The sequence below is a fragment of the Rhizobium sp. TBD182 genome (assembly GCF_001950375.1).
In the GTDB taxonomy this organism is placed as follows: Bacteria; Pseudomonadota; Alphaproteobacteria; order Rhizobiales; family Rhizobiaceae; genus Agrobacterium; species Agrobacterium tumefaciens.
Map to the genome: position 1 here is coordinate 1,550,956 of NZ_BDLN01000001.1, position 17,447 is coordinate 1,568,402.

20 protein-coding genes are annotated in these 17,447 nt (G+C 59.3%); 16 read left to right on the top strand and 4 right to left on the bottom strand.

The window, feature by feature from the left end; genetic code table 11:
* Window positions 1–9 precede the first annotated feature (9 nt).
* The 8 genes from T18_RS07760 (at window position 10) to T18_RS07795 (ending at window position 7,912) form a co-directional block, all read left to right on the top strand.
* Window positions 10–1,542: a di-heme oxidoredictase family protein gene (locus tag T18_RS07760; RefSeq protein ID WP_038489585.1), complete on the top strand. Its 1,533-nt coding sequence runs from the start codon at window positions 10–12 to the stop codon at window positions 1,540–1,542.
* Window positions 1,542–2,663, top strand: a complete 1,122-nt coding sequence (locus T18_RS07765) for an imelysin family protein (protein WP_038489582.1) — start codon at window positions 1,542–1,544, stop codon at window positions 2,661–2,663. The genes T18_RS07760 and T18_RS07765 overlap by 1 nt, the downstream gene beginning before the upstream one ends.
* A gap of 4 nt (window positions 2,664–2,667) precedes the next feature.
* Entirely contained in the window at window positions 2,668–3,762 is a 1,095-nt protein-coding gene (locus T18_RS07770; RefSeq protein WP_038492651.1) for a DUF1513 domain-containing protein, read from the top strand.
* Between the two features lie 51 nt (window positions 3,763–3,813).
* On the top strand, window positions 3,814–4,266 hold the full coding sequence (locus tag T18_RS07775) for a TspO/MBR family protein (protein WP_003514671.1): 453 nt from the start codon (window positions 3,814–3,816) through the stop codon (window positions 4,264–4,266).
* Window positions 4,267–4,346: 80 nt separating this feature from the next.
* The gene (locus tag T18_RS07780) at window positions 4,347–4,796 is read left to right on the top strand and encodes a PaaI family thioesterase (RefSeq protein WP_038489579.1); all 450 of its coding nucleotides are present in this window, start codon (window positions 4,347–4,349) and stop codon (window positions 4,794–4,796) included.
* Entirely contained in the window at window positions 4,793–5,431 is a 639-nt protein-coding gene (locus tag T18_RS07785) for a 5'-methylthioadenosine/S-adenosylhomocysteine nucleosidase (protein WP_038489576.1), read from the top strand. Before T18_RS07780 ends, T18_RS07785 begins: the two co-directional genes overlap by 4 nt.
* 82 nt (window positions 5,432–5,513) lie before the next feature.
* Entirely contained in the window at window positions 5,514–7,091 is a 1,578-nt protein-coding gene (gene guaA, locus T18_RS07790; RefSeq protein ID WP_003514664.1) for a glutamine-hydrolyzing GMP synthase, read from the top strand.
* A 104-nt stretch (window positions 7,092–7,195) separates the two neighbouring features.
* A complete protein-coding gene (locus tag T18_RS07795; protein ID WP_038489571.1) occupies window positions 7,196–7,912 on the top strand; it encodes a 2'-5' RNA ligase family protein in 717 nt (238 codons plus the stop codon).
* A gap of 60 nt (window positions 7,913–7,972) precedes the next feature.
* On the opposite strand, the gene T18_RS27130 is transcribed toward T18_RS07795, so the two are convergent.
* The gene (locus T18_RS27130) at window positions 7,973–8,140 is read right to left on the bottom strand and encodes a hypothetical protein (RefSeq protein ID WP_003503889.1); all 168 of its coding nucleotides are present in this window, start codon (window positions 8,138–8,140) and stop codon (window positions 7,973–7,975) included.
* 211 nt (window positions 8,141–8,351) lie between these two features.
* Here T18_RS27130 and T18_RS07800 point away from each other — a divergent pair, with 211 nt between their 5' ends.
* The 3 genes from T18_RS07800 (at window position 8,352) to T18_RS07810 (ending at window position 10,514) form a co-directional block, all read left to right on the top strand.
* Window positions 8,352–8,699: an ArsC family reductase gene (locus T18_RS07800; RefSeq protein WP_038492648.1), complete on the top strand. Its 348-nt coding sequence runs from the start codon at window positions 8,352–8,354 to the stop codon at window positions 8,697–8,699.
* A 12-nt stretch (window positions 8,700–8,711) separates the two neighbouring features.
* On the top strand, window positions 8,712–9,188 hold the full coding sequence (gene ybaK, locus T18_RS07805; protein WP_003514659.1) for a Cys-tRNA(Pro) deacylase: 477 nt from the start codon (window positions 8,712–8,714) through the stop codon (window positions 9,186–9,188).
* Window positions 9,189–9,275: 87 nt separating this feature from the next.
* Window positions 9,276–10,514, top strand: coding sequence for an aminopeptidase (locus tag T18_RS07810; RefSeq protein ID WP_038489568.1), 1,239 nt, complete (start codon window positions 9,276–9,278; stop codon window positions 10,512–10,514).
* A gap of 1 nt (window position 10,515) precedes the next feature.
* Here the strand turns inward: T18_RS07810 and T18_RS07815 are convergent, their stop codons facing one another.
* Entirely contained in the window at window positions 10,516–11,382 is an 867-nt protein-coding gene (locus tag T18_RS07815; protein ID WP_038489565.1) for an EamA family transporter, read from the bottom strand.
* 81 nt (window positions 11,383–11,463) lie between these two features.
* On the opposite strand from T18_RS07815, the gene T18_RS07820 reads away from it, so the two are divergent.
* The 3 genes from T18_RS07820 (at window position 11,464) to T18_RS07830 (ending at window position 14,043) form a co-directional block, all read left to right on the top strand.
* Window positions 11,464–11,964 (top strand): MarR family winged helix-turn-helix transcriptional regulator, encoded by a 501-nt coding sequence (locus T18_RS07820; RefSeq protein WP_038489563.1) that lies wholly within the window; start codon window positions 11,464–11,466, stop codon window positions 11,962–11,964.
* Between the two features lie 114 nt (window positions 11,965–12,078).
* Window positions 12,079–12,786: a FadR/GntR family transcriptional regulator gene (locus tag T18_RS07825; protein WP_019564469.1), complete on the top strand. Its 708-nt coding sequence runs from the start codon at window positions 12,079–12,081 to the stop codon at window positions 12,784–12,786.
* A 54-nt stretch (window positions 12,787–12,840) separates the two neighbouring features.
* The gene (locus tag T18_RS07830) at window positions 12,841–14,043 is read left to right on the top strand and encodes a mandelate racemase/muconate lactonizing enzyme family protein (protein ID WP_003514648.1); all 1,203 of its coding nucleotides are present in this window, start codon (window positions 12,841–12,843) and stop codon (window positions 14,041–14,043) included.
* Here the strand turns inward: T18_RS07830 and xseA are convergent, their stop codons facing one another.
* A complete protein-coding gene (xseA, locus tag T18_RS07835; protein ID WP_038489557.1) occupies window positions 14,044–15,648 on the bottom strand; it encodes an exodeoxyribonuclease VII large subunit in 1,605 nt (534 codons plus the stop codon).
* A gap of 190 nt (window positions 15,649–15,838) precedes the next feature.
* Here xseA and T18_RS07840 point away from each other — a divergent pair, with 190 nt between their 5' ends.
* Both T18_RS07840 and T18_RS07845 read left to right on the top strand, forming a co-directional pair.
* Window positions 15,839–16,081, top strand: a complete 243-nt coding sequence (locus tag T18_RS07840) for a hypothetical protein (RefSeq protein ID WP_038489554.1) — start codon at window positions 15,839–15,841, stop codon at window positions 16,079–16,081.
* A gap of 11 nt (window positions 16,082–16,092) precedes the next feature.
* Window positions 16,093–16,464, top strand: coding sequence for a hypothetical protein (locus T18_RS07845; protein ID WP_038489551.1), 372 nt, complete (start codon window positions 16,093–16,095; stop codon window positions 16,462–16,464).
* Here the strand turns inward: T18_RS07845 and T18_RS07850 are convergent.
* Window positions 16,461–17,444, bottom strand: a complete 984-nt coding sequence (locus tag T18_RS07850; RefSeq protein ID WP_003514640.1) for a Gfo/Idh/MocA family protein — start codon at window positions 17,442–17,444, stop codon at window positions 16,461–16,463. The two genes, T18_RS07845 and T18_RS07850, sit on opposite strands and share 4 nt — an antisense overlap.
* Between the last annotated feature and the right edge of the window lie 3 nt (window positions 17,445–17,447).

Below are 17,447 nucleotides of genomic sequence, written 5' to 3' on the forward strand. Positions count from 1 at the left end.
GCCATTCCCATGCTTTCCATGAACTCATCGCTGCCGCGGATCCGCAAGCCGTTCTTCTTCGCCGGGGCAGCCTGCCTTGTGGCATCGATGGTGCTTGCCGCACCGCTTCGTGACGATCTGACGGAAAAAGACCAAAGCCGCGTTCAGGCTGTCACCGCGCCGACGATGGATTTTACCATGCCGGAGCCCTTCGAGGCCATGTCCGGCGGGGCAACGACCAGCACCCATAAAGCCGATAGCGGCGCGTTTTCGCATCCATCCGCAACAATGCCGTTTGAGAGAAAACAGGATTTCAAGCTCGGCAATGCGCTGTTCCAGAAGCTCTGGGTGTCTTCCCCCTCCTCCACGCAAGCCTCGGACGGGTTGGGGCCGCTCTATAACGCCCGATCCTGCCAGGCCTGCCATGTGAAGGACGGCAGAGGCCGACCGCCACTTGCCGGCGAAGATGCCGTCTCCCTGTTTCTGCGGCTGGCCCGGCCTGCCCGCAACGAGGCGGAACGGGCAGCGATTGCGCGCCACGAGGTGTTGAATTTTCCCGACGAGACCTATGGCCGGCAGCTTCAGAACGTTGCCATTCCCGGCCTCGCCGCAGAGGGCAAACCTGTCATCACCTATATCGAAAAGCCCGTGCGGCTGGCCGACGGCGAGGTGGTGATGCTGCGCAAGCCAGACTATGCCGTGGCAGGCCTGCACTATGGCCCCCTGGGCGTCGATACGACTTTGTCGGCGCGGATTGCAATGCCAACCCTTGGGCTTGGGCTGATCGAGGCCATTGCCGATGCCGATATTCTGGCCGGCGCCGATCCGGATGACAAAAATGGCGACGGCATTTCCGGGCGCCCTGCTTTTGTACGGGATCACCGGACCGGCGAAGTGAAGCTCGGCCGATTTGGCTGGAAAGCCCAGAACGCCAGCGTCCGCGACCAGAGCGCCAGCGCCTTCTCCCACGATATCGGCATTTCCACGCCGGATGCACAAAACGCCTATGGTGATTGCACCGACGTTCAGAAAGACTGTCTTGCCATGCCGACCGGCGTGCAGCCACGGCTTGGGCCAGTGGAGGCGCCAGACCCCATTCTCGATCTCGTGACCTTTTACACCGAAAACCTTGCAGTGCCGCAGCGCCGCGATGTGGGTGATCCCACCGTGTTGCGGGGAAAGCAGCTTTTTTACGCATCCGGCTGCACATCCTGCCATACACCGAAATTCGTCACCCGCCGTGACGCTGCCGACCCCATGCAGTCTTTCCAGCTGATCTGGCCCTATTCGGATTTTTTGCTGCACGACATGGGAGAGGAGCTTGCCGACGGCCAGCAGGTGGGCGAAGCAAGCGGGCAGGAATGGCGAACCCAGCCGCTCTGGGGTATCGGTCTGACGCGAAGCGTGAATGGCAACGGTTTTTACCTGCATGACGGGCGGGCGCGCAGCCTGACAGAAGCGATATTATGGCACGGCGGCGAAGCGCAAAAAGCGCGCGATGCCTTTGCCGCCTTGCAAAAATCCGACCGGCAGGCTTTGCTGGCTTTTCTGGAGTCCCTTTGATGAAAAATGCCATGCGAAAAATACCCGGTCTCATCTCCGTGCTGCTGCTTTTGGGCATGCGGCCCGCAATGGCGCAGGATGTGGAGCTGATGCCGCCGCCACCGCTCGACGCCGTACAGGTACGGGGCGTGATGGAAAAAGCGGTGAACGGTTTCATCCGTCCCGGCTATGACCAGTTCCGGCAATCGGCAGAGAAGCTGGAAGGCAGCATGAAGGCGTTCTGCGCCGCCCCTTCCAAAACGACGGATGAGGCGGCCAAAGCGGCCTTTGCCGATACGGTCTCCAGTTGGTCAACCATCGAGATCGTTCGGGTCGGTCCGGTGATCGAGCACAACCGCTTCGAACGTGTGCTCTATTACCCAGACAAGAAGGGTCTTGGCCTGAAACAGGTACAGCGTTACCTTGCAGAAAAGGACGAAAGCGTCACCAGCGCCGAGAGCCTGAAGGGCAAGAGTGTCGCAGCGCAGGGCCTAGGCGCGCTGGAATTCGTGCTCTACGGCACCGATGCGGGTGATCTGTTCGACAAGAAGGGCGATTTCCGTTGCCGTTATGGCGCGGCGATTGCCGGCAACGTTGCCAATGTGGCGGCGGAGCTTTCCGACAGCTGGAACGCACCTGATGGAGCGCAGAAAAACTGGACGCAGCCCGGCGCGAATAATCCCGTTTTTCGCGATGAGCGTGAGGCGCTGGTTGCCCTGCTTGGCATTCTCGTGCACGGCGCCGAAGCAATCCGCGACCAGCGCATAGAGACGTTCTACAAGGGGCCGGACAAGGCGAAGTTTCCCCGCACGGCGATCTACTGGCGGTCCGGCCTGACGTGGAAAAGCATTGCCGCAAACATCAAGGCCGTTCAAACCCTCCTGCACACGGCCGATATGGTCGAACTCGTGCCACCCGACCAGCGCTCCATCGTCAACTCCATCGATTTCATCGCCAAATCGATGATCCGCATTGCCGGAACGATTGATACCAACGTGGAAAAGGCCCTTGATGACGACCAGCAACGCGCCAAGGTGGATTACCTGCTGCTGAACGGCAAAGACCTGATCTACCGCCTCAACGACCAGTATGGCGGCGCAATCGGTCTCAGCTCCGGCTTTTCCTTCGCCGACGGAGACTGAGGCGGTGATATCATGCAAAAAGCCGACGCTGATAGACAGGCGCAGCTTCATCAAGGCGGCGGGCATTCCGTTCCTAGCGACGCTCGCTCCCGGCTCGCTGCATGCGCTTGAACGCGCCGACGCTGTCTTCGCTTCCGCTTTTCGCGCTCATGACGGTTCCTACGGCATTGCGACTGTGAGCGAACGCGGCGAGATCATCGACCGCGTTGCGCTCCCAGCCCGCGCCCATGGAATGGCAACGAGCCATGCGACCGGCATGACAGTGGCCTTTGCGCGCCGGCCCGGCACCTTCTTCATGGCCTTTGACCCCGCGCGACGCCGCGAACCTGTCGTGATGCACACGCCGGAAAACCGCCACTTCTACGGCCACGGACAATTTTCTCCCGACGGTGCGATCCTCTACGCCAGCGAAAACGACTTCGATGGCAATCGCGGTGTTATCGGGCTTTACGATGCCCGCAACGGATTTGCCCGCATCGGTGAATACGACGCCCACGGCATTGGCACCCATGACATGACCGTGAGCGACGATGGCAGGCTGATCGTGATCGCCAATGGCGGCATCGAGACCCACCCGGATTTCGGCCGAACCAAACTCAATGTCGACAGCATGCAGCCGTCGCTCGTGCTTCTGGACGCCGCCAGCGGCCAGTTGATCCAGAAACATACGATGCCAGACCAGTTACGACAGCTTTCCACCCGCCATGTCGATCTCGGCGATGACGGGCGTGTCTGGTTCGCCTGCCAATATGAGGGACCGCGCAACGATCTTCCGCCGCTTGTTGGCCATTTCTCGAAGGGCGAGGACCTTGCCTTCGTCGATCTACCAGAGCAAACGACGGTGCGCCTTGCCAATTATGTCGGTGCCATCGCCGTCAACCGGCGCGATGGACTGGTGGGCCTGACCTCACCCAATGGCAACGCGGCCGTGACGCTGGATGCGAAAACCGGGCGTGTTGTATCCGAGACGACCGTGCGGGAGGCTGCGGGCGTTGCCCCCGCCATAAAGGGCATTGCGGTTTCTTCCTATGACGGATTTTTCGAGGCTATTCGCAGCGACGTGGCGTGGGACCAGCATATCGTGCGTATTTCAGGCTAAAATACTGAAAATGCACTGGAACAAAAAAGACCAAAAAGCATTTGAGGCGTCATGAAAAACCTGTCCGTGTATATCATTTTCGTGGTTGTGGTTGTTGCGCTGGGTGCGCTCATCGGCATCAACAACGTGCCGGGCGAATGGTACCAGTCGCTTCAGAAGCCGCCCTTCAACCCGCCCAACTGGATATTCGGCCCCGTTTGGACAACGCTCTACGTGATGATCGGCATTGCAGGCGCGCGAACATGGATCGTGAGACCGGCGGGCACGCGCATGCGTCTCTGGTTCACGCAGTTGGTGCTGAATTTCCTATGGTCGCCTATCTTTTTCGGCATGCAAAGCCCGACAGGTGCGCTCGTCATCATCGTGCCGATGCTGATCTGCATTCTGGCTTTCATTGCGCTCACCTATAGTCGCGACCGCATCTCCATGTGGCTTTTCGTGCCCTACGCCCTTTGGGTCGCCTTTGCCACGCTGCTGAATGCCAGCATCGCCGTGCTGAACTAATTGCTCCTGCGGCACTTGCCTTGCCCGCCGCCACACGCCATGTCAGTTTGCGGTGAGGACAAAAGCAGGCAGGTAAGCCAATGGAGATCACGGATCCCGGCGATTTTCGTCAGCGGATAGAAACAAGCTTTGCGCGGCAGGGTGTGGTGCAGGCAATCGGTGCGCAGATAAGCCGCATCGAACACCGTCTGGTGGAAATCGAGCTGCCGTTTCATGAAAAGCTGACACAGCAGCACGGCATATTGCATGCCGGTGTCATTGCCGCCGGCCTGGATACCGCGTGCACCTATGCCGCCTATACGATCATCGAGCCGGAAGCCTCGCTGCTGACAATCGAGTTCAAGGTCAACCTCATGTCGCCCGGGCGCGGCGAGCGGTTCCTGTTTCGTGGCGAAATCATCAAGCCGGGCAACAACCTGATCGTTGCCGATGGCCGCGCTTACGCCCTTTCCGACGGGCCGGCGAAGCTCATCGCCTCCATGACAGGCACGATGATGGTGGTAAAGGGCCGCGAGGATATTTCCGGATGAGCTACCGGCTTTTGCATGTTGCAGACAAATCCATTCTTTTCGTCATGGCGGCTTCCGCCGAATACGGTCCCCACCTGCAGGCGCGCATCGCGCCCTTGATGACCGGCGTCGGCCCGGTGGAGGCAGCGATTTCGGTCACGGCAATTCTTGCCGGTCTCGATGCGGCGGGTCATCTGCCGGACCTTGTCGTTTCGCTCGGCTCCGCCGGCTCGCGGACGCTCGACCAGACTGGCATCTATCAGGCGATTTCTGTTGCCTATCGCGACATGGACGCCTCTGCATTCGGTTTTGAAAAGGGCCGCACGCCGTTTCTCGATCTGCCGGCCGAGGTGGCCTTGCCCCTGCGCATACCCGATATTGCCGAGGCGCGACTTTCCACGGGCGCCAACGTCGTCTCTGGTGCCACCTATGGGTCGATCGATGCCGATATGGTGGAAATGGAAACCTATGCCGTGCTCCGGGCCTGCCAGCGCTTCGGCGTGCCGCTCATCGGCCTGCGCGGTATTTCCGATGGCAGGGAAGATGTGAACCATGTGGACGACTGGACGGAATACCTGCATATCATCGATGAAAAGCTCGCAGACGCCGTCGACAGGCTTTGCCGCGCTATCGAAGACGGTGCGATCACCCTTTGAACCTCGCGATTTTAGTAAATTTCCGCTGTTAGACGCCCGCTTCCGGGTTGCCTAAAGCCGCCATTTTCTTTAAAGGCTCGCCATGACCCAGATAGCCCATCCCGACAGCATTCTCATCATCGATTTCGGCAGCCAGGTGACGCAGCTGATTGCGCGCCGCATCCGCGAAGCCGGGGTCTATTGCGAAATCCACCCGTTTCAGAATGCCGCAGAGGCGTTTGAGAAGCTCCAGCCCAAGGGCGTGATCTTCTCCGGCGGCCCCGCATCTGTCACGGCGGAAGGCAGCCCGCGTGCGCCGCAGGCGGTGTTCGACAGCAAGGTTCCGATCCTCGGCATCTGCTACGGCCAGCAGACGCTCTGCACCCAGCTTGGCGGCGTTGTCGAGGGCGGTCACGCGGCGGAATTCGGGCGCGCCGATATCGACATCAAAAAGGCAAGCCCTCTGTTCGACGGTTTCTGGGAACAGGGCAAGAGCTATCCCGTCTGGATGAGCCACGGCGACCGCGTGACGAAACTGCCGGAAGGTTTCGAGGTTATCGCAACCTCCGAGAACGCACCCTTCGCCATAGCTGCCGACGAGACACGCCACTATTACACCACCATGTTCCACCCGGAAGTGGTGCATACGCCTGATGGCGGCAAGCTGCTCTCCAACTTCGTGCACAAGATCGTCGGTCTCAAATCCGATTGGACGATGGCAGCCTATCGCGCCGAGATGATCCGCAAGATCCGCGATCAGGTGGGCACCGGGCGCGTGCTCTGCGCACTCTCCGGCGGCGTCGATTCCTCGGTTGCGGCGATCCTCATCCATGAGGCGATCGGTGACCAGCTGACCTGCGTTTACGTCGACCACGGTCTGATGCGGCTTGGCGAAAGCGAGCAGGTCGTCGGCATGTTCCGCGACCATTACAATATTCCGCTGGTACATGTGGATGCCGCAGACATGTTCCTGGGCCAGCTTTCTGGCGTCTCCGACCCGGAAGTGAAGCGCAAGACTATCGGCCGTTTGTTCATCGAGGTCTTCGAGGCGGAAGCTGCCAAGATCGCAGCAGACGGCAAGGGTGCTCCGAATTTCCTCGCGCAGGGCACGCTTTACCCTGACGTCATCGAGAGCGTTTCCTTCTCCGGCGGTCCTTCCGTCACCATCAAGAGCCACCACAATGTCGGTGGCCTTCCCGAGCGCATGAACATGCAGCTGGTGGAGCCGCTGCGCGAGCTCTTCAAGGACGAGGTGCGTGCGCTTGGCCGTGAACTTGGCCTGCCGGAAAGCTTCATCGGGCGCCATCCCTTCCCCGGCCCGGGTCTGGCGATCCGTTGCCCCGGTGCGGTCACCCGCGAGAAGCTCGATATTCTGCGCAAGGCAGATGCGATCTATCTCGACGAAATCCGCAAGGCGGGTCTTTACGACACCATCTGGCAGGCCTTCGCAGTGCTCCTGCCGGTGCAGACCGTGGGCGTCATGGGTGACTACCGCACCTATGACTTCGTCTGTGCGCTCCGCGCTGTGACCTCCGTGGATGGCATGACGGCGGATTTCTACCCCTACGACATGAATTTCCTCGGCCGCGCCGCGACCCGCATCATCAACGAAGTCCGCGGCATCAACCGTGTCGTCTATGACGTGACGAGCAAGCCGCCCGGCACGATCGAGTGGGAATAAAACGAAGGCGGAGCAATTCCGCCTTTTGTTCCTCTTTTGTTCTTTATTTTATCACCGCGCAATGATAGGTTTCCGGCCTTGGTATAAGGCTGTGGAGCATCGTCATGGAGTGCGAGTTGGCGGACGAAAGAGCCTTAAGGCAGCTTTGTTTTGATGGGCTGGAGCCGCAGAAAATACGGCGCATCAATCCGCGCTTTCGAAACAAGCTCCTGCTACTGCTGAAGCCACCACGGCAATTGGCGGAAAGAATTTTTATCGATGCGTCGCATCATGCCATGGGTCGGACAACCCGCGAGGCATATCCCGCCGAGCTTCTGCACATAACCCTGCTGTGTTTGGGGTGTTTCGAGACAATCCCTCACGGACTGACAAGCAGGCTGAAGGCGGCAATGGGTGCGGTAAACGCGCGGCCTGTTCCGGTCACCCTGGACGCAAGCGCGCTTTTCGGCAATCGCAATAGTCTGGTGCTGCGAAACGGTGGTGATCTGCCGGAGATCAACGCTCTGGTGAAGCTGCTGCAACGCGCGCTTCGACAGGCAAACCTTCCCTATATCGCGGCACCATCTTTCACGCCGCATATCACGATGATTTATGGCTGCGGGAAGATAGAGCCGATGCCGGCCGGAAAACCCTATAGCTGGCTTGCGGGTAATTTCGAGCTTGTTTTCAGCCATAATGGCGAAACGCGACATGAGTCTCTTGGACGCTTCGCACTTTCCGCAAAAGCAGATCGTTATGAGCCGCTCGAAAGCCAGCTGCATTTACCGGATAAACTGATCGGTCCGAGAAAATGGCCGAACCGAAAGCAGGCGGAACGCTAAGGCCCGCCAACATATACGCACGAGCGAGGCGATGTCGCCTCGCTGCAAACGATAATCAGCTTAGAGCTGAACCTTGTCGAAAGCCTTGCCGTCGATGCCAAGCGCTTCGAGGTCGGCGCGGGCCGGCTTGCGATGCGCGCGAACAGCGGCCGAAACCGAAAGTGCGGCACCGAGAACGGCGAAAGTTTCGCCAAAGAAGTTACGCGATGTCTTTGCAACCTGACGCATTTTTCTCTCCATCTTTGATGCCCAGATAATGGGCATTCTTGGCCTCTGCTACAACTCATGATGTAGCAGGGAAGCCATGCAGCTTTGCTCGCGCTCGTTTGGATGTCAGACACTGCATTTTTGCATGGCTCGAATGCCGTGCTTCAGGCTGCGGGTTGAATACGGCGCATTATTTGTTATGCCGGAAGTTCAAGACAAAGAGGCAGGCAACATGACGGTCACCATTTACGGCATCAAGAACTGCGACACGATGAAAAAGGCCAGAAGCTGGCTGGAGGCCAACGGTGTCGACTATTCTTTCCATGACTACAAGACGGCCGGCATCGACCAGGCCCATCTCGAAACATGGTGCGATGCCGCGGGCTGGGAAACGGTTCTGAACCGGGCCGGCACCACCTTCAAAAAACTGGACGATAGCCAGAAAGCCGATCTTACCCGCGAAAAGGCCATTGGCCTGATGCTGGAGCAGCCCTCCATGATCAAGCGACCGGTGCTGGAGGCCAAGGAGGCGATAACCGTCGGTTTCAAGCCGGAAACCTATCAGTCCCTCTTTGCGTGAGCGCAGGCCACCATGTCCAAGACAACCCGCGCTACCCAGATGCTGACCAAGGCCGGTGTGAACTTCACCACAGTTACCTATGACTACGACCCGAATGCCGACCGGATCGGTCTGCAGGCGGCCGAAGCTATCGGCGAACCGCCACATCTGGTTCTGAAAACACTGATGGCTGAGCTGGATGGCAAGCCGGTCTGCGTCGTCGTCCCGTCCGACCGGGAAGTGAGCATGAAGAAGCTTGCCGCCGCCTTCGGGGGGAAATCTGCCAGCATGATGAAGCCCGCCGATGCGGAGCGGGCAACCGGTTATCATGTGGGCGGCATCAGCCCTTTTGGACAGAAGAAACAGGTTCCGACCGCCATAGAGGCTGGGGCCATGACCCATTCCTATGTCTACATGAATGGTGGCCAGCGCGGTTTGCAGGTAAGGCTTTCCCCCGGCGACGCGCAGGCGGCACTGAAAGCCGTTGTAGCACCTTTGGTGGCCGATTGACGGCTGGACACAGCTTTGAAAGCATTTGGCTTTCGAAGCGAATGGGCTATGGTCGGCGCCTCCGATTGAAATATACGAAGGCAGATCATGACTGTTTCCCCCATCGATCCCGTCAAACTCGAGAAACTGGCTGAAGTCGCCGTCAAGGTCGGCCTGCAATTGCAGAAGGATCAGGATCTGGTGATCACCGCTCCGCTGGCCGCGTTGCCGCTGGTGCGGTTTTTGACCAAACACGCCTATCTTGCCGGCGGCGGGCTGGTCACCACCTTCTACTCCGACGAAGAAACCACGCTTTCCCGCTACCGCCACGCCAGCGACGCCAATTTCGACCGGGCTTCCGGCTGGCTCTATGACGGCATGGCCAAGGCCTATGCCAATGGCGCGGCGCGGCTTGCGATTGCCGGCGACAACCCCATGCTGCTGGCCGAACAGGATCCCGCCAAGGTGGCGCGCGCCAACAAGGCCAATTCCACTGCCTATAAGCCGGCGCTTGAGAAGATTTCCAACTTCGATATCAACTGGAACATCATCTCCTATCCAAACCCGTCCTGGGCAAAACAGGTCTTTCCCGGCGTGACGGAAGACGAAGCGGTTCGCAAGCTCGCGGACGCCATCTTCGCCGCTTCGCGGGTAGATCTCGCCGATCCGGTCGCGGCATGGGCGGAGCATAACGCCAATCTCGCCAAGCGTTCGGAATGGCTAAACGGTGAACGTTTCTCGTCGCTGCATTTCACCGGTCCCGGCACGGACGTGAAAATCGGCCTGGCGGACGGCCACGAATGGCATGGGGGCGCCTCCACCGCCAAGAACGGTGTCACCTGCAACCCGAACATTCCGACGGAAGAAGTGTTCACCACGCCGCATGCGCTGCGCGTGGATGGTTACGTGTCCAGCACCAAGCCGCTTTCACATCAGGGAACGCTGATCGACGATATCCAGGTGAAGTTCGAAGACGGCCGCATCGTGGAAGCCAAGGCTTCGAAGGGCGAAGCCGTGCTGAACAAGGTGCTCGATACCGACGAGGGTGCGCGGCGTCTGGGTGAAGTGGCACTGGTGCCGCATTCCTCGCCGATTTCGGCAAGTGGCATCCTGTTCTACAACACGCTGTTCGACGAAAACGCCTCCTGCCACATTGCGCTCGGTCAATGCTATTCGAAATGCTTCGTTGATGGTGCTTCGTTGTCGCAGGATCAGATCAAGGCGCAAGGCGGCAATTCCAGCCTGATCCACATCGACTGGATGATCGGTTCCGATAAGGTGGATATCGATGGCGTGAAGCCGGATGGCTCCACAGTTCCAGTGATGCGCAAGGGCGAATGGGCCTGAGCTATTTCGGCAGCTGGCTCCGCTGACTGAGCCAGATGCTGAAAAGCACTGCAACGAAGCCGACGATTTGCGCTGGCGTGAGGCTTTGGCCGAGCGCCAGCCAGCCGAGCAGGGTCGCAACGACGGGGCTTAGGAAACCGAGCGAGGCTGCAGCCGAGGGTTCGATGCGGGCGAGACCCCGGAACCACAGAAAATAGGTCAAGGCGGCACCAATAATGCCGAGGTAGGCCATGCCGAGAATATTGGCCGCGGTAGGTGCAGGCAGGGCCGGTTCCAGGAAATATGCGACCGGCAGAAGCAGAATGCCTCCAGCCGTCAATTGCCAGGCCGTAAAGGTGAGGTTCGACACCGGCGGTCGCCATTTGCGGGTGAGCACGGTTCCAAAGGCCATGGATACGGCGCCTGCAAGACCCGCAGCCACGCCGACGGCATCCAGCGCGGCAGCACCCGGCGCCAAAACCAGAAGTGCGACGCCTAAAATACCCAGAAGACCAGCGACAATGGCCAGCGGCCGGACCGGCGCGGCGAGAAACAGCCGCGAAAGGCCGATGACGATCAGGGGTTGGATCGCACCCACAGTCGCAGCCACTCCACCCGGCAGCCGGTAAGCCGAAACGAAAAGCATCGCCCAGAAAAACGAGAAATTCAGCGCACCTAGAATAAGGCTGCGTGGCCACCAAATGCCCTCCGGTAGTTTTCTGACCAGAAGCAACAGCAATATGCCGGCCGGCAAGGCGCGCAGCATCGCAACATGGAATGGATATCCATGCGGCAGGAATTCGGTGGTGACGAAGTAGGTCGTTCCCCAGATGGCGGGGGCAAGTGCCGTCACCAGCACATCGGCGGCATAGGTGGTATTTTTCTTCATTTCAAGAATCTCTACATCAAGATAAATACAACTTAACCAATTTTATCTTGACGTCAAGATATCAGTTGTTATGCCTTGGTGATGAACAAAGAACCGATTGATCACGTCGATCACATTCTGGCGCAATGGCGCAAGGAGAGGCCCGATCTCGATGTCGAGCCCATGGGGCTGCTTGGGCGCTTGAAACGGCTAACCACGCATCTCGGTCGCGAGGTGGAGGCGGTGCTGCTGAAACACGGCCTCTCCTCTTCCGCTTTTGATGTGCTGGCGACATTACGGCGCGCGGGCGCGCCCTACCGGCTTTCGCCCGGTGATCTGCTGGCCATGACAATGGTAAGCTCCGGCACAATGACCAACCGGATCGACCAGCTGGAAAAGGCGGGTCTGGTGGAGCGCGTCCACAACCCGCAGGATCGGCGCAGCGTATTGATATCATTGACGGAGCGGGGATTTGCCATTGTCGAGGACGCGGTCAGCGCCCATGTCGAGAACCAGCAACGGCTGGTCGCACAGCTCAGCGAAGAAGAGCGCACGGCGCTGAACAAGCTTGTGAAGCGATTTCTACAGGGGTTTGAAGCTTAGGTTCCCTAAAAAGCGGACAGGAACCAGCAATCGCGCAGGAGATGGCGCTTGTTTCGGCGATAAAAATCCTATAAGCAATTTTCCGTTAACCTGTCCTACAGGTTGGAGGAACGATTGTATAAGCCTATTTCGCAGGAAACCGATCTCGTCAGCAGCGCGATTGGCGCAATCACGCGCCACATTCGCGAAAACGAACTTGCCCCCGGAGCGAAGCTGCCCAGCGAGCTTTCGCTCTCGCAGCAGCTCGGTGTCTCGCGCACCGTGGTTCGCGAGGCTTTCCGGTCCTTGTCGGCCATGCGGCTTATCGATGTCAGCGTCGGCAAGCGCGCCACGGTGGCGACGCTGGATCATGGCGCGATGTCGCTGATGTTCGAACATGGCATTCACACCGAGCAGATCAACATCCAGCAGATTTACGACGTGCGCCGCACCATCGAAGTCAGAACCGTGACATTGGCGGCGCTGCGGCGAACGGATGCGGAGGCACTCACCATTCTCGACCACGCCAACAATATGGAGCGGGACTTCGGTAATAGTGACAGGGTCATGGAACACGACCTTGCCTTTCACCTTGCCGTTGCCAGAGCCTCCAAGAACCCGGTTTTCGAACTCATTCTCGGCGCCTTTCAGAATGTGACGCGCCAGACATGGCCGATCGGCTGGAAGAGCCGCAAATCCGACGCGCAGCGTCATGCCGCGACTGAACTTCATATCGCCATCGGACAGGCCATTGCCGCGGGCGACCCGCAAACGGCCTCAACACTTATGGCGCGGCATTTCGATGAAAGCGTGCATGCGCTTCTGGCCGCCGGCATCGCCTGATTTTTCAAACGCAGTTCCAGACCGAAAACTGCCTGCCTCTGGAGGAGACACTTCATGAAAATTACGAAACTCGAAACCGTCCGCGTGGCGGAACGGGCAAACCTGCTCTGGGTTCTGGTCCACACGGATGAGGGCATTACCGGACTTGGTGAAACCTTCTACGGCGCCGAGACGGTTGAAACCTATGTTCACGAATATATCGCACCCCGCGTGATCGGCCGTGATCCGCTGCAGATCGACCTTCTGGCACAGGACCTCGTCGGTTATCTCGGCTTCCGTTCATCGGGTGCGGAAGTACGCGGCAATTCGGCCTTCGATATCGCGCTTTGGGATATTTTCGGCAAGGCCACCAACCAGCCTATCGCGCAATTGCTTGGCGGCTTCAGCCGCAGGGAAATCCGCACCTACAATACCTGCGCGGGCACGGAATATATCAAGAAGGCGACCGGCCAGCAGACGGCGAATTACGGCCTGTCCGGCGGCAAGGATTATGACGATCTGAACGGCTTCCTGCACCGGGCCGACGAGCTTGCCCATTCGCTGCTTGAAGACGGCATCACGGCCATGAAGATCTGGCCTTTCGATGCGGCGGCGGAAAAGACGCGCGGCCAATATATCTCGATGCCTGACCTGAAAAGCGCGCTCGAGCCGTTCGAAAAAATTCGCAAGGCGGTGGGCGACAAGATGGATATCATGGTGGAGTTTCACTCCATGTGGCAGCTTCTGCCCGCCATGCAGATCGCCAAGGCGCTCACCCCTTACCAGACCTTCTGGCACGAAGATCCGATCAAGATGGACAGCCTTTCCAGCCTGACGCGTTATGCCGCCGTTTCACCCGCGCCGATTTCCGCATCGGAGACGCTCGGCTCACGCTGGGCTTTCCGAGATCTCCTGGAAACTGGCGCTGCCGGTGTGGTGATGCTTGACATCAGCTGGTGTGGTGGACTTTCCGAAGCGCGCAAGATCGCTTCCATGGCCGAAGCCTGGCATCTGCCGGTTGCGCCGCATGATTGCACCGGCCCGGTGGTACTCTGCGCCTCCACGCATCTGTCGCTCAACGCACCGAATGCGCTGGTTCAGGAAAGCGTGCGCGCCTTCTACAAGACCTGGTACCGCGATCTCGTTACCGCATTGCCGGAAGTTAAAAACGGCATGATCACCGTGCCGCCGGGTGCCGGCCTTGGCATGGAGCTGCATCCCGATATTGAAAAGACCTTCACCGTCAGCCGTCGTTTTTCAGATGCGGCGTCGATCTGATCAGAACAGACTGCCCTGATTTCCCGGGTCCGAAGAGGCCGGTTTCACCGGCTTCTTTTTGGGAGCGGCAGGCGTGGGAACGTCAGATGATGGAGTAGCCTCGCCTGTCGTCAGGGCGGCCACGCGACCGTCGGCGAACTCCATAGACACCATAGCGCCGGACGCGATGGCAGCAGCCCGGGTCAGGGGCCGGTTCTCCTCGTCGCGGATGACAGCATAACCGCGGTTCAACACATTCTTATAGGACAGCGACTGCAGGATGCGGTCATGGGCAGCAAGGCCCGAGCGGTTCTGCGCCATGCGGTGAAGCACGGCGGTATCGGCACGTCGCGTTGCGGTGACGACCCGTTCCTTCTGCCTCTCCAACTGGCCGAGCAAGCGGGCTGGCAGCGAACGCAGCGCGGAATCGGTCGAGGAAATTCTCGACTGTGCCTGCAACAGGCGGCGCTCCACAAGCGCCTCGGCCCTCTGCATGCGTTCCGTAACACGCTGGCGATGCTGCCGCAGACCATTCAGCAGGATTTCCGGCCTCAGACCCGAAGCAGAGCGTTCGAACGCGCGGCGCTTGTTCAGCGTCGTCATTTCAAGCCCGCGACCCAAACCGCTTGCGGCCTCGTCGAAACGACGGCGCGGCAGAGCCAGAAGCTGGTCAAGCGATGGCAGCGCACGCACCAGAGCACGCACGCCCTGTCGGCGATTGTCCATTTGGCGTGATACCGAGCCGGAAAGGCGCGCCGCAAGGCCGGAGAGCTGCGCCTCCAGTTCCGCACGCACCGGCACGGCCATTTCGGCGGCACCCGTCGGTGTCGGTGCGCGCACGTCGGCGGCGTAGTCGATCAGGGTCGTATCCGTCTCATGCCCCACAGCGGAAATCAGCGGGATTTCGCTCTCTGCAGCGGCGCGCACGACGATTTCGTCGTTGAAGCTCCAGAGATCTTCCAGACTGCCGCCACCACGGGCGACGATCAGCACGTCGGGGCGTGCAATCTCACCGCCGGGCTGAAGCGCATTGAAACCGCGAATGGCGTTCACCACTTCCTCACCCGAACCTTCCCCCTGCACCTTGACCGGCCAGACGACGACATGGACCGGAAAACGATCCGAAATGCGGTGGAGGATATCGCGAATGACTGCGCCCGTGGGCGATGTGACAACGCCGATGACACGCGGCATGAACGGCAGGCGGCGTTTGCGTTCCGCATCGAACAGCCCTTCCGCCGCCAGACGCCGGCGGCGGTCCTCCAGCAAAGCCATCAGCGCGCCCGCGCCGGCCGGCTCCAGGCTTTCTATGACGATCTGATATTTCGAGGAGCCGGGAAAGGTGGTGACCTTGCCGGTGGCGATGACCTCCATGCCCTCTTCCGGGCGGAACTTCAGCCGCGAGAAAGTACCCTTCCAGATAACCGCATCGATGCGGGCGCGATCGTCCTTTAGGGAGAAATAGGCGTGACCCGAAGAATGCGGACCCCGGTAGCCGGAAATCTCGCCGCGCACCCTCACCTGATCGAAAGCCGTCTCCACCGTTCGCTTGATGGAACCCGACAGTTCGGAAACCGAGAACTCGGCAAGATTGCTCAATGCGGCATTGGAGAAAATATCGCTCATGCCCGTTTGTAACCAAAACCCGTCGATTCGGAAATGCCGGTACTGGCCGGGTCTATTTTAACGGCGGTGAAACCATATCCTCAACTAACGAGTTAGGAAAATGGGTGAGGGAGGAGAAAACAAGGGTTCGTTAGGGAAGAAGACGCTACGTCTTATCCCAGACCCGGCAACCAAAGAGGAGGCGGCATTCATGATTTTTCTTACCGCCACATTGCTCGGCGTAACCGCAGTAGCGTTGCGTTCGGTATTCAGCATCATTTTCATCTGCCTGATGGTTATCGGCGCCTATGGTGTCGCACTGGCGATTTCTGCAACCGCCGTGCCGCTGATGTCCCTGCTCCTGGCGCTTGCGGGTTATAATTTCGGCGTTGTGAGTGTGGTCATCGGCCTTCTCGTGCTGCAACGTCCGCGTTCCACCCAGCCGACGCTTTAAAGCACACGGCCTTGCGGCTTCGCCACTTCGCCCTGACCGAGGTTTACGGACTGGCTGTAGACCTTTCCATCTCTTTTCTGCTGATTTTTTATATCGGCATCGACCCGCTTGCCGCCCGTCTTCCGGGCGCTTTGGCAGGTCTTGCGACGAGTTGGAGGCTAAACCATTCGAATGGCGATGGCCGCAATGAGCTGAACGGCTTTCTGTTGAACGCCGTTACGCTTATCTCCCGCATGGTTGGCGTCGGGCTGTTCGTCCTGCTGCAATGGCGCAATCCACTTGTGCAGCCGCTGGTCCCGCTTGCTTTTTCGGCACTCGCGGCACTGGTGCTGGCGCTTTACGGCTATAGGCGGCTTCAAAAGCAGCGTGCGGATCAGGATTAAACCGTCTCCCAACCGTCCTTTTCCGCCGCACGGTAGATGGCATCGATGAAAAGCTGGTTCTTCCTCGAGCTTTCCAGGGTGACGACCTCGCCCTCACCTTTCACCGCGCGGGCGAAGGCCTCCGCCTCCAGCTTGTACTGGCGACTATCCTGAAACCGGAAGACTTGCGACTGGTTATGGCCCTGGTTGGTCAACTCGATTTCCTCCGCACCCCAGCGATTTGCATTGAAGGGAGACTTGATCTCGATGTACCCGTCCGTGCCGTGGAAAACCATCAGCTGGCGGGCGGCAAGCTGCGTCGCGAGATAAAAGCTCAGTTCGAAGCCGCCGAAATCGGCCCTGACGCTGGAATAGATATCGGTGCCGAATTCCTTATCACGCTCGACGCTCGCCTGTACGCGCTTCGGCTCGGCACCCGTGGCAAAACGGGTGACGATGGTCGGGTAGACGCCGATATCCGGCAAGGCCCCTCCGCCCAGTTCGGGAATATTGCGCATATTGCCGGGATCGCGGTTGAAGTAGCTGAAAGCGCCCTGCACATGCTTCAGCGTTCCGATTGCACCTGATGCCAGCAATTCCTTCACCTTGGCCCAAACAGGAGAATAGGTGACCATGAAAGCCTCCGACACGACAACGCCATTGTCATCCCGCGCCGCGATGATGGCGTCGATCTCTTCAGCCTTGAGTGCGATCGGCTTTTCACACAGCACGTGTTTGCCGGCATTGGCAGCTTTTATGGTCCATTCCACATGTTGCGAGGTGGGAAGCGGAATATAGACGGCATCGATGACATCGGACGCAAGCATTTCCTCATAGGAGCCGAAGGCATGCGGGACGGAAAAACGATCTGCAACCGCGCGCGCCTTGGCATGATCGCGGCTGGCGATGGCGCTGACCACACAGTTCCGCGCATCCTGAATCGCCGGAATGACGTGATCCTGAGCGATTTTCGCCGTTGAAATTATTCCGAAGCGCAGCATCTC

Bases quoted from the DNA above. Each gene is read 5' to 3' on its own strand.
- T18_RS27130 (WP_003503889.1), bottom strand. From the start codon at position 8,140: ATGCGTCAGGTTGCAAAGACATCGCGTAACTTCTTTGGCGAAACTTTC.
- T18_RS07785 (WP_038489576.1), top strand. From the start codon at position 4,793: ATGAGCTACCGGCTTTTGCATGTTGCAGACAAATCCATTCTTTTCGTC.
- T18_RS07765 (WP_038489582.1), top strand. From the start codon at position 1,542: ATGAAAAATGCCATGCGAAAAATACCCGGTCTCATCTCCGTGCTGCTG.
- T18_RS07800 (WP_038492648.1), top strand. From the start codon at position 8,352: ATGACGGTCACCATTTACGGCATCAAGAACTGCGACACGATGAAAAAG.
- T18_RS07820 (WP_038489563.1), top strand. From the start codon at position 11,464: ATGAACAAAGAACCGATTGATCACGTCGATCACATTCTGGCGCAATGG.
- T18_RS07840 (WP_038489554.1), top strand. From the start codon at position 15,839: ATGATTTTTCTTACCGCCACATTGCTCGGCGTAACCGCAGTAGCGTTG.
- ybaK (WP_003514659.1), top strand. From the start codon at position 8,712: ATGTCCAAGACAACCCGCGCTACCCAGATGCTGACCAAGGCCGGTGTG.
- T18_RS07775 (WP_003514671.1), top strand. From the start codon at position 3,814: ATGAAAAACCTGTCCGTGTATATCATTTTCGTGGTTGTGGTTGTTGCG.
- guaA (WP_003514664.1), top strand. From the start codon at position 5,514: ATGACCCAGATAGCCCATCCCGACAGCATTCTCATCATCGATTTCGGC.
- T18_RS07850 (WP_003514640.1), bottom strand. From the start codon at position 17,444: ATGCTGCGCTTCGGAATAATTTCAACGGCGAAAATCGCTCAGGATCAC.
- T18_RS07795 (WP_038489571.1), top strand. From the start codon at position 7,196: ATGGAGTGCGAGTTGGCGGACGAAAGAGCCTTAAGGCAGCTTTGTTTT.
- T18_RS07760 (WP_038489585.1), top strand. From the start codon at position 10: ATGCTTTCCATGAACTCATCGCTGCCGCGGATCCGCAAGCCGTTCTTC.
- T18_RS07815 (WP_038489565.1), bottom strand. From the start codon at position 11,382: ATGAAGAAAAATACCACCTATGCCGCCGATGTGCTGGTGACGGCACTT.
- T18_RS07780 (WP_038489579.1), top strand. From the start codon at position 4,347: ATGGAGATCACGGATCCCGGCGATTTTCGTCAGCGGATAGAAACAAGC.
- xseA (WP_038489557.1), bottom strand. From the start codon at position 15,648: ATGAGCGATATTTTCTCCAATGCCGCATTGAGCAATCTTGCCGAGTTC.
- T18_RS07810 (WP_038489568.1), top strand. From the start codon at position 9,276: ATGACTGTTTCCCCCATCGATCCCGTCAAACTCGAGAAACTGGCTGAA.
- T18_RS07830 (WP_003514648.1), top strand. From the start codon at position 12,841: ATGAAAATTACGAAACTCGAAACCGTCCGCGTGGCGGAACGGGCAAAC.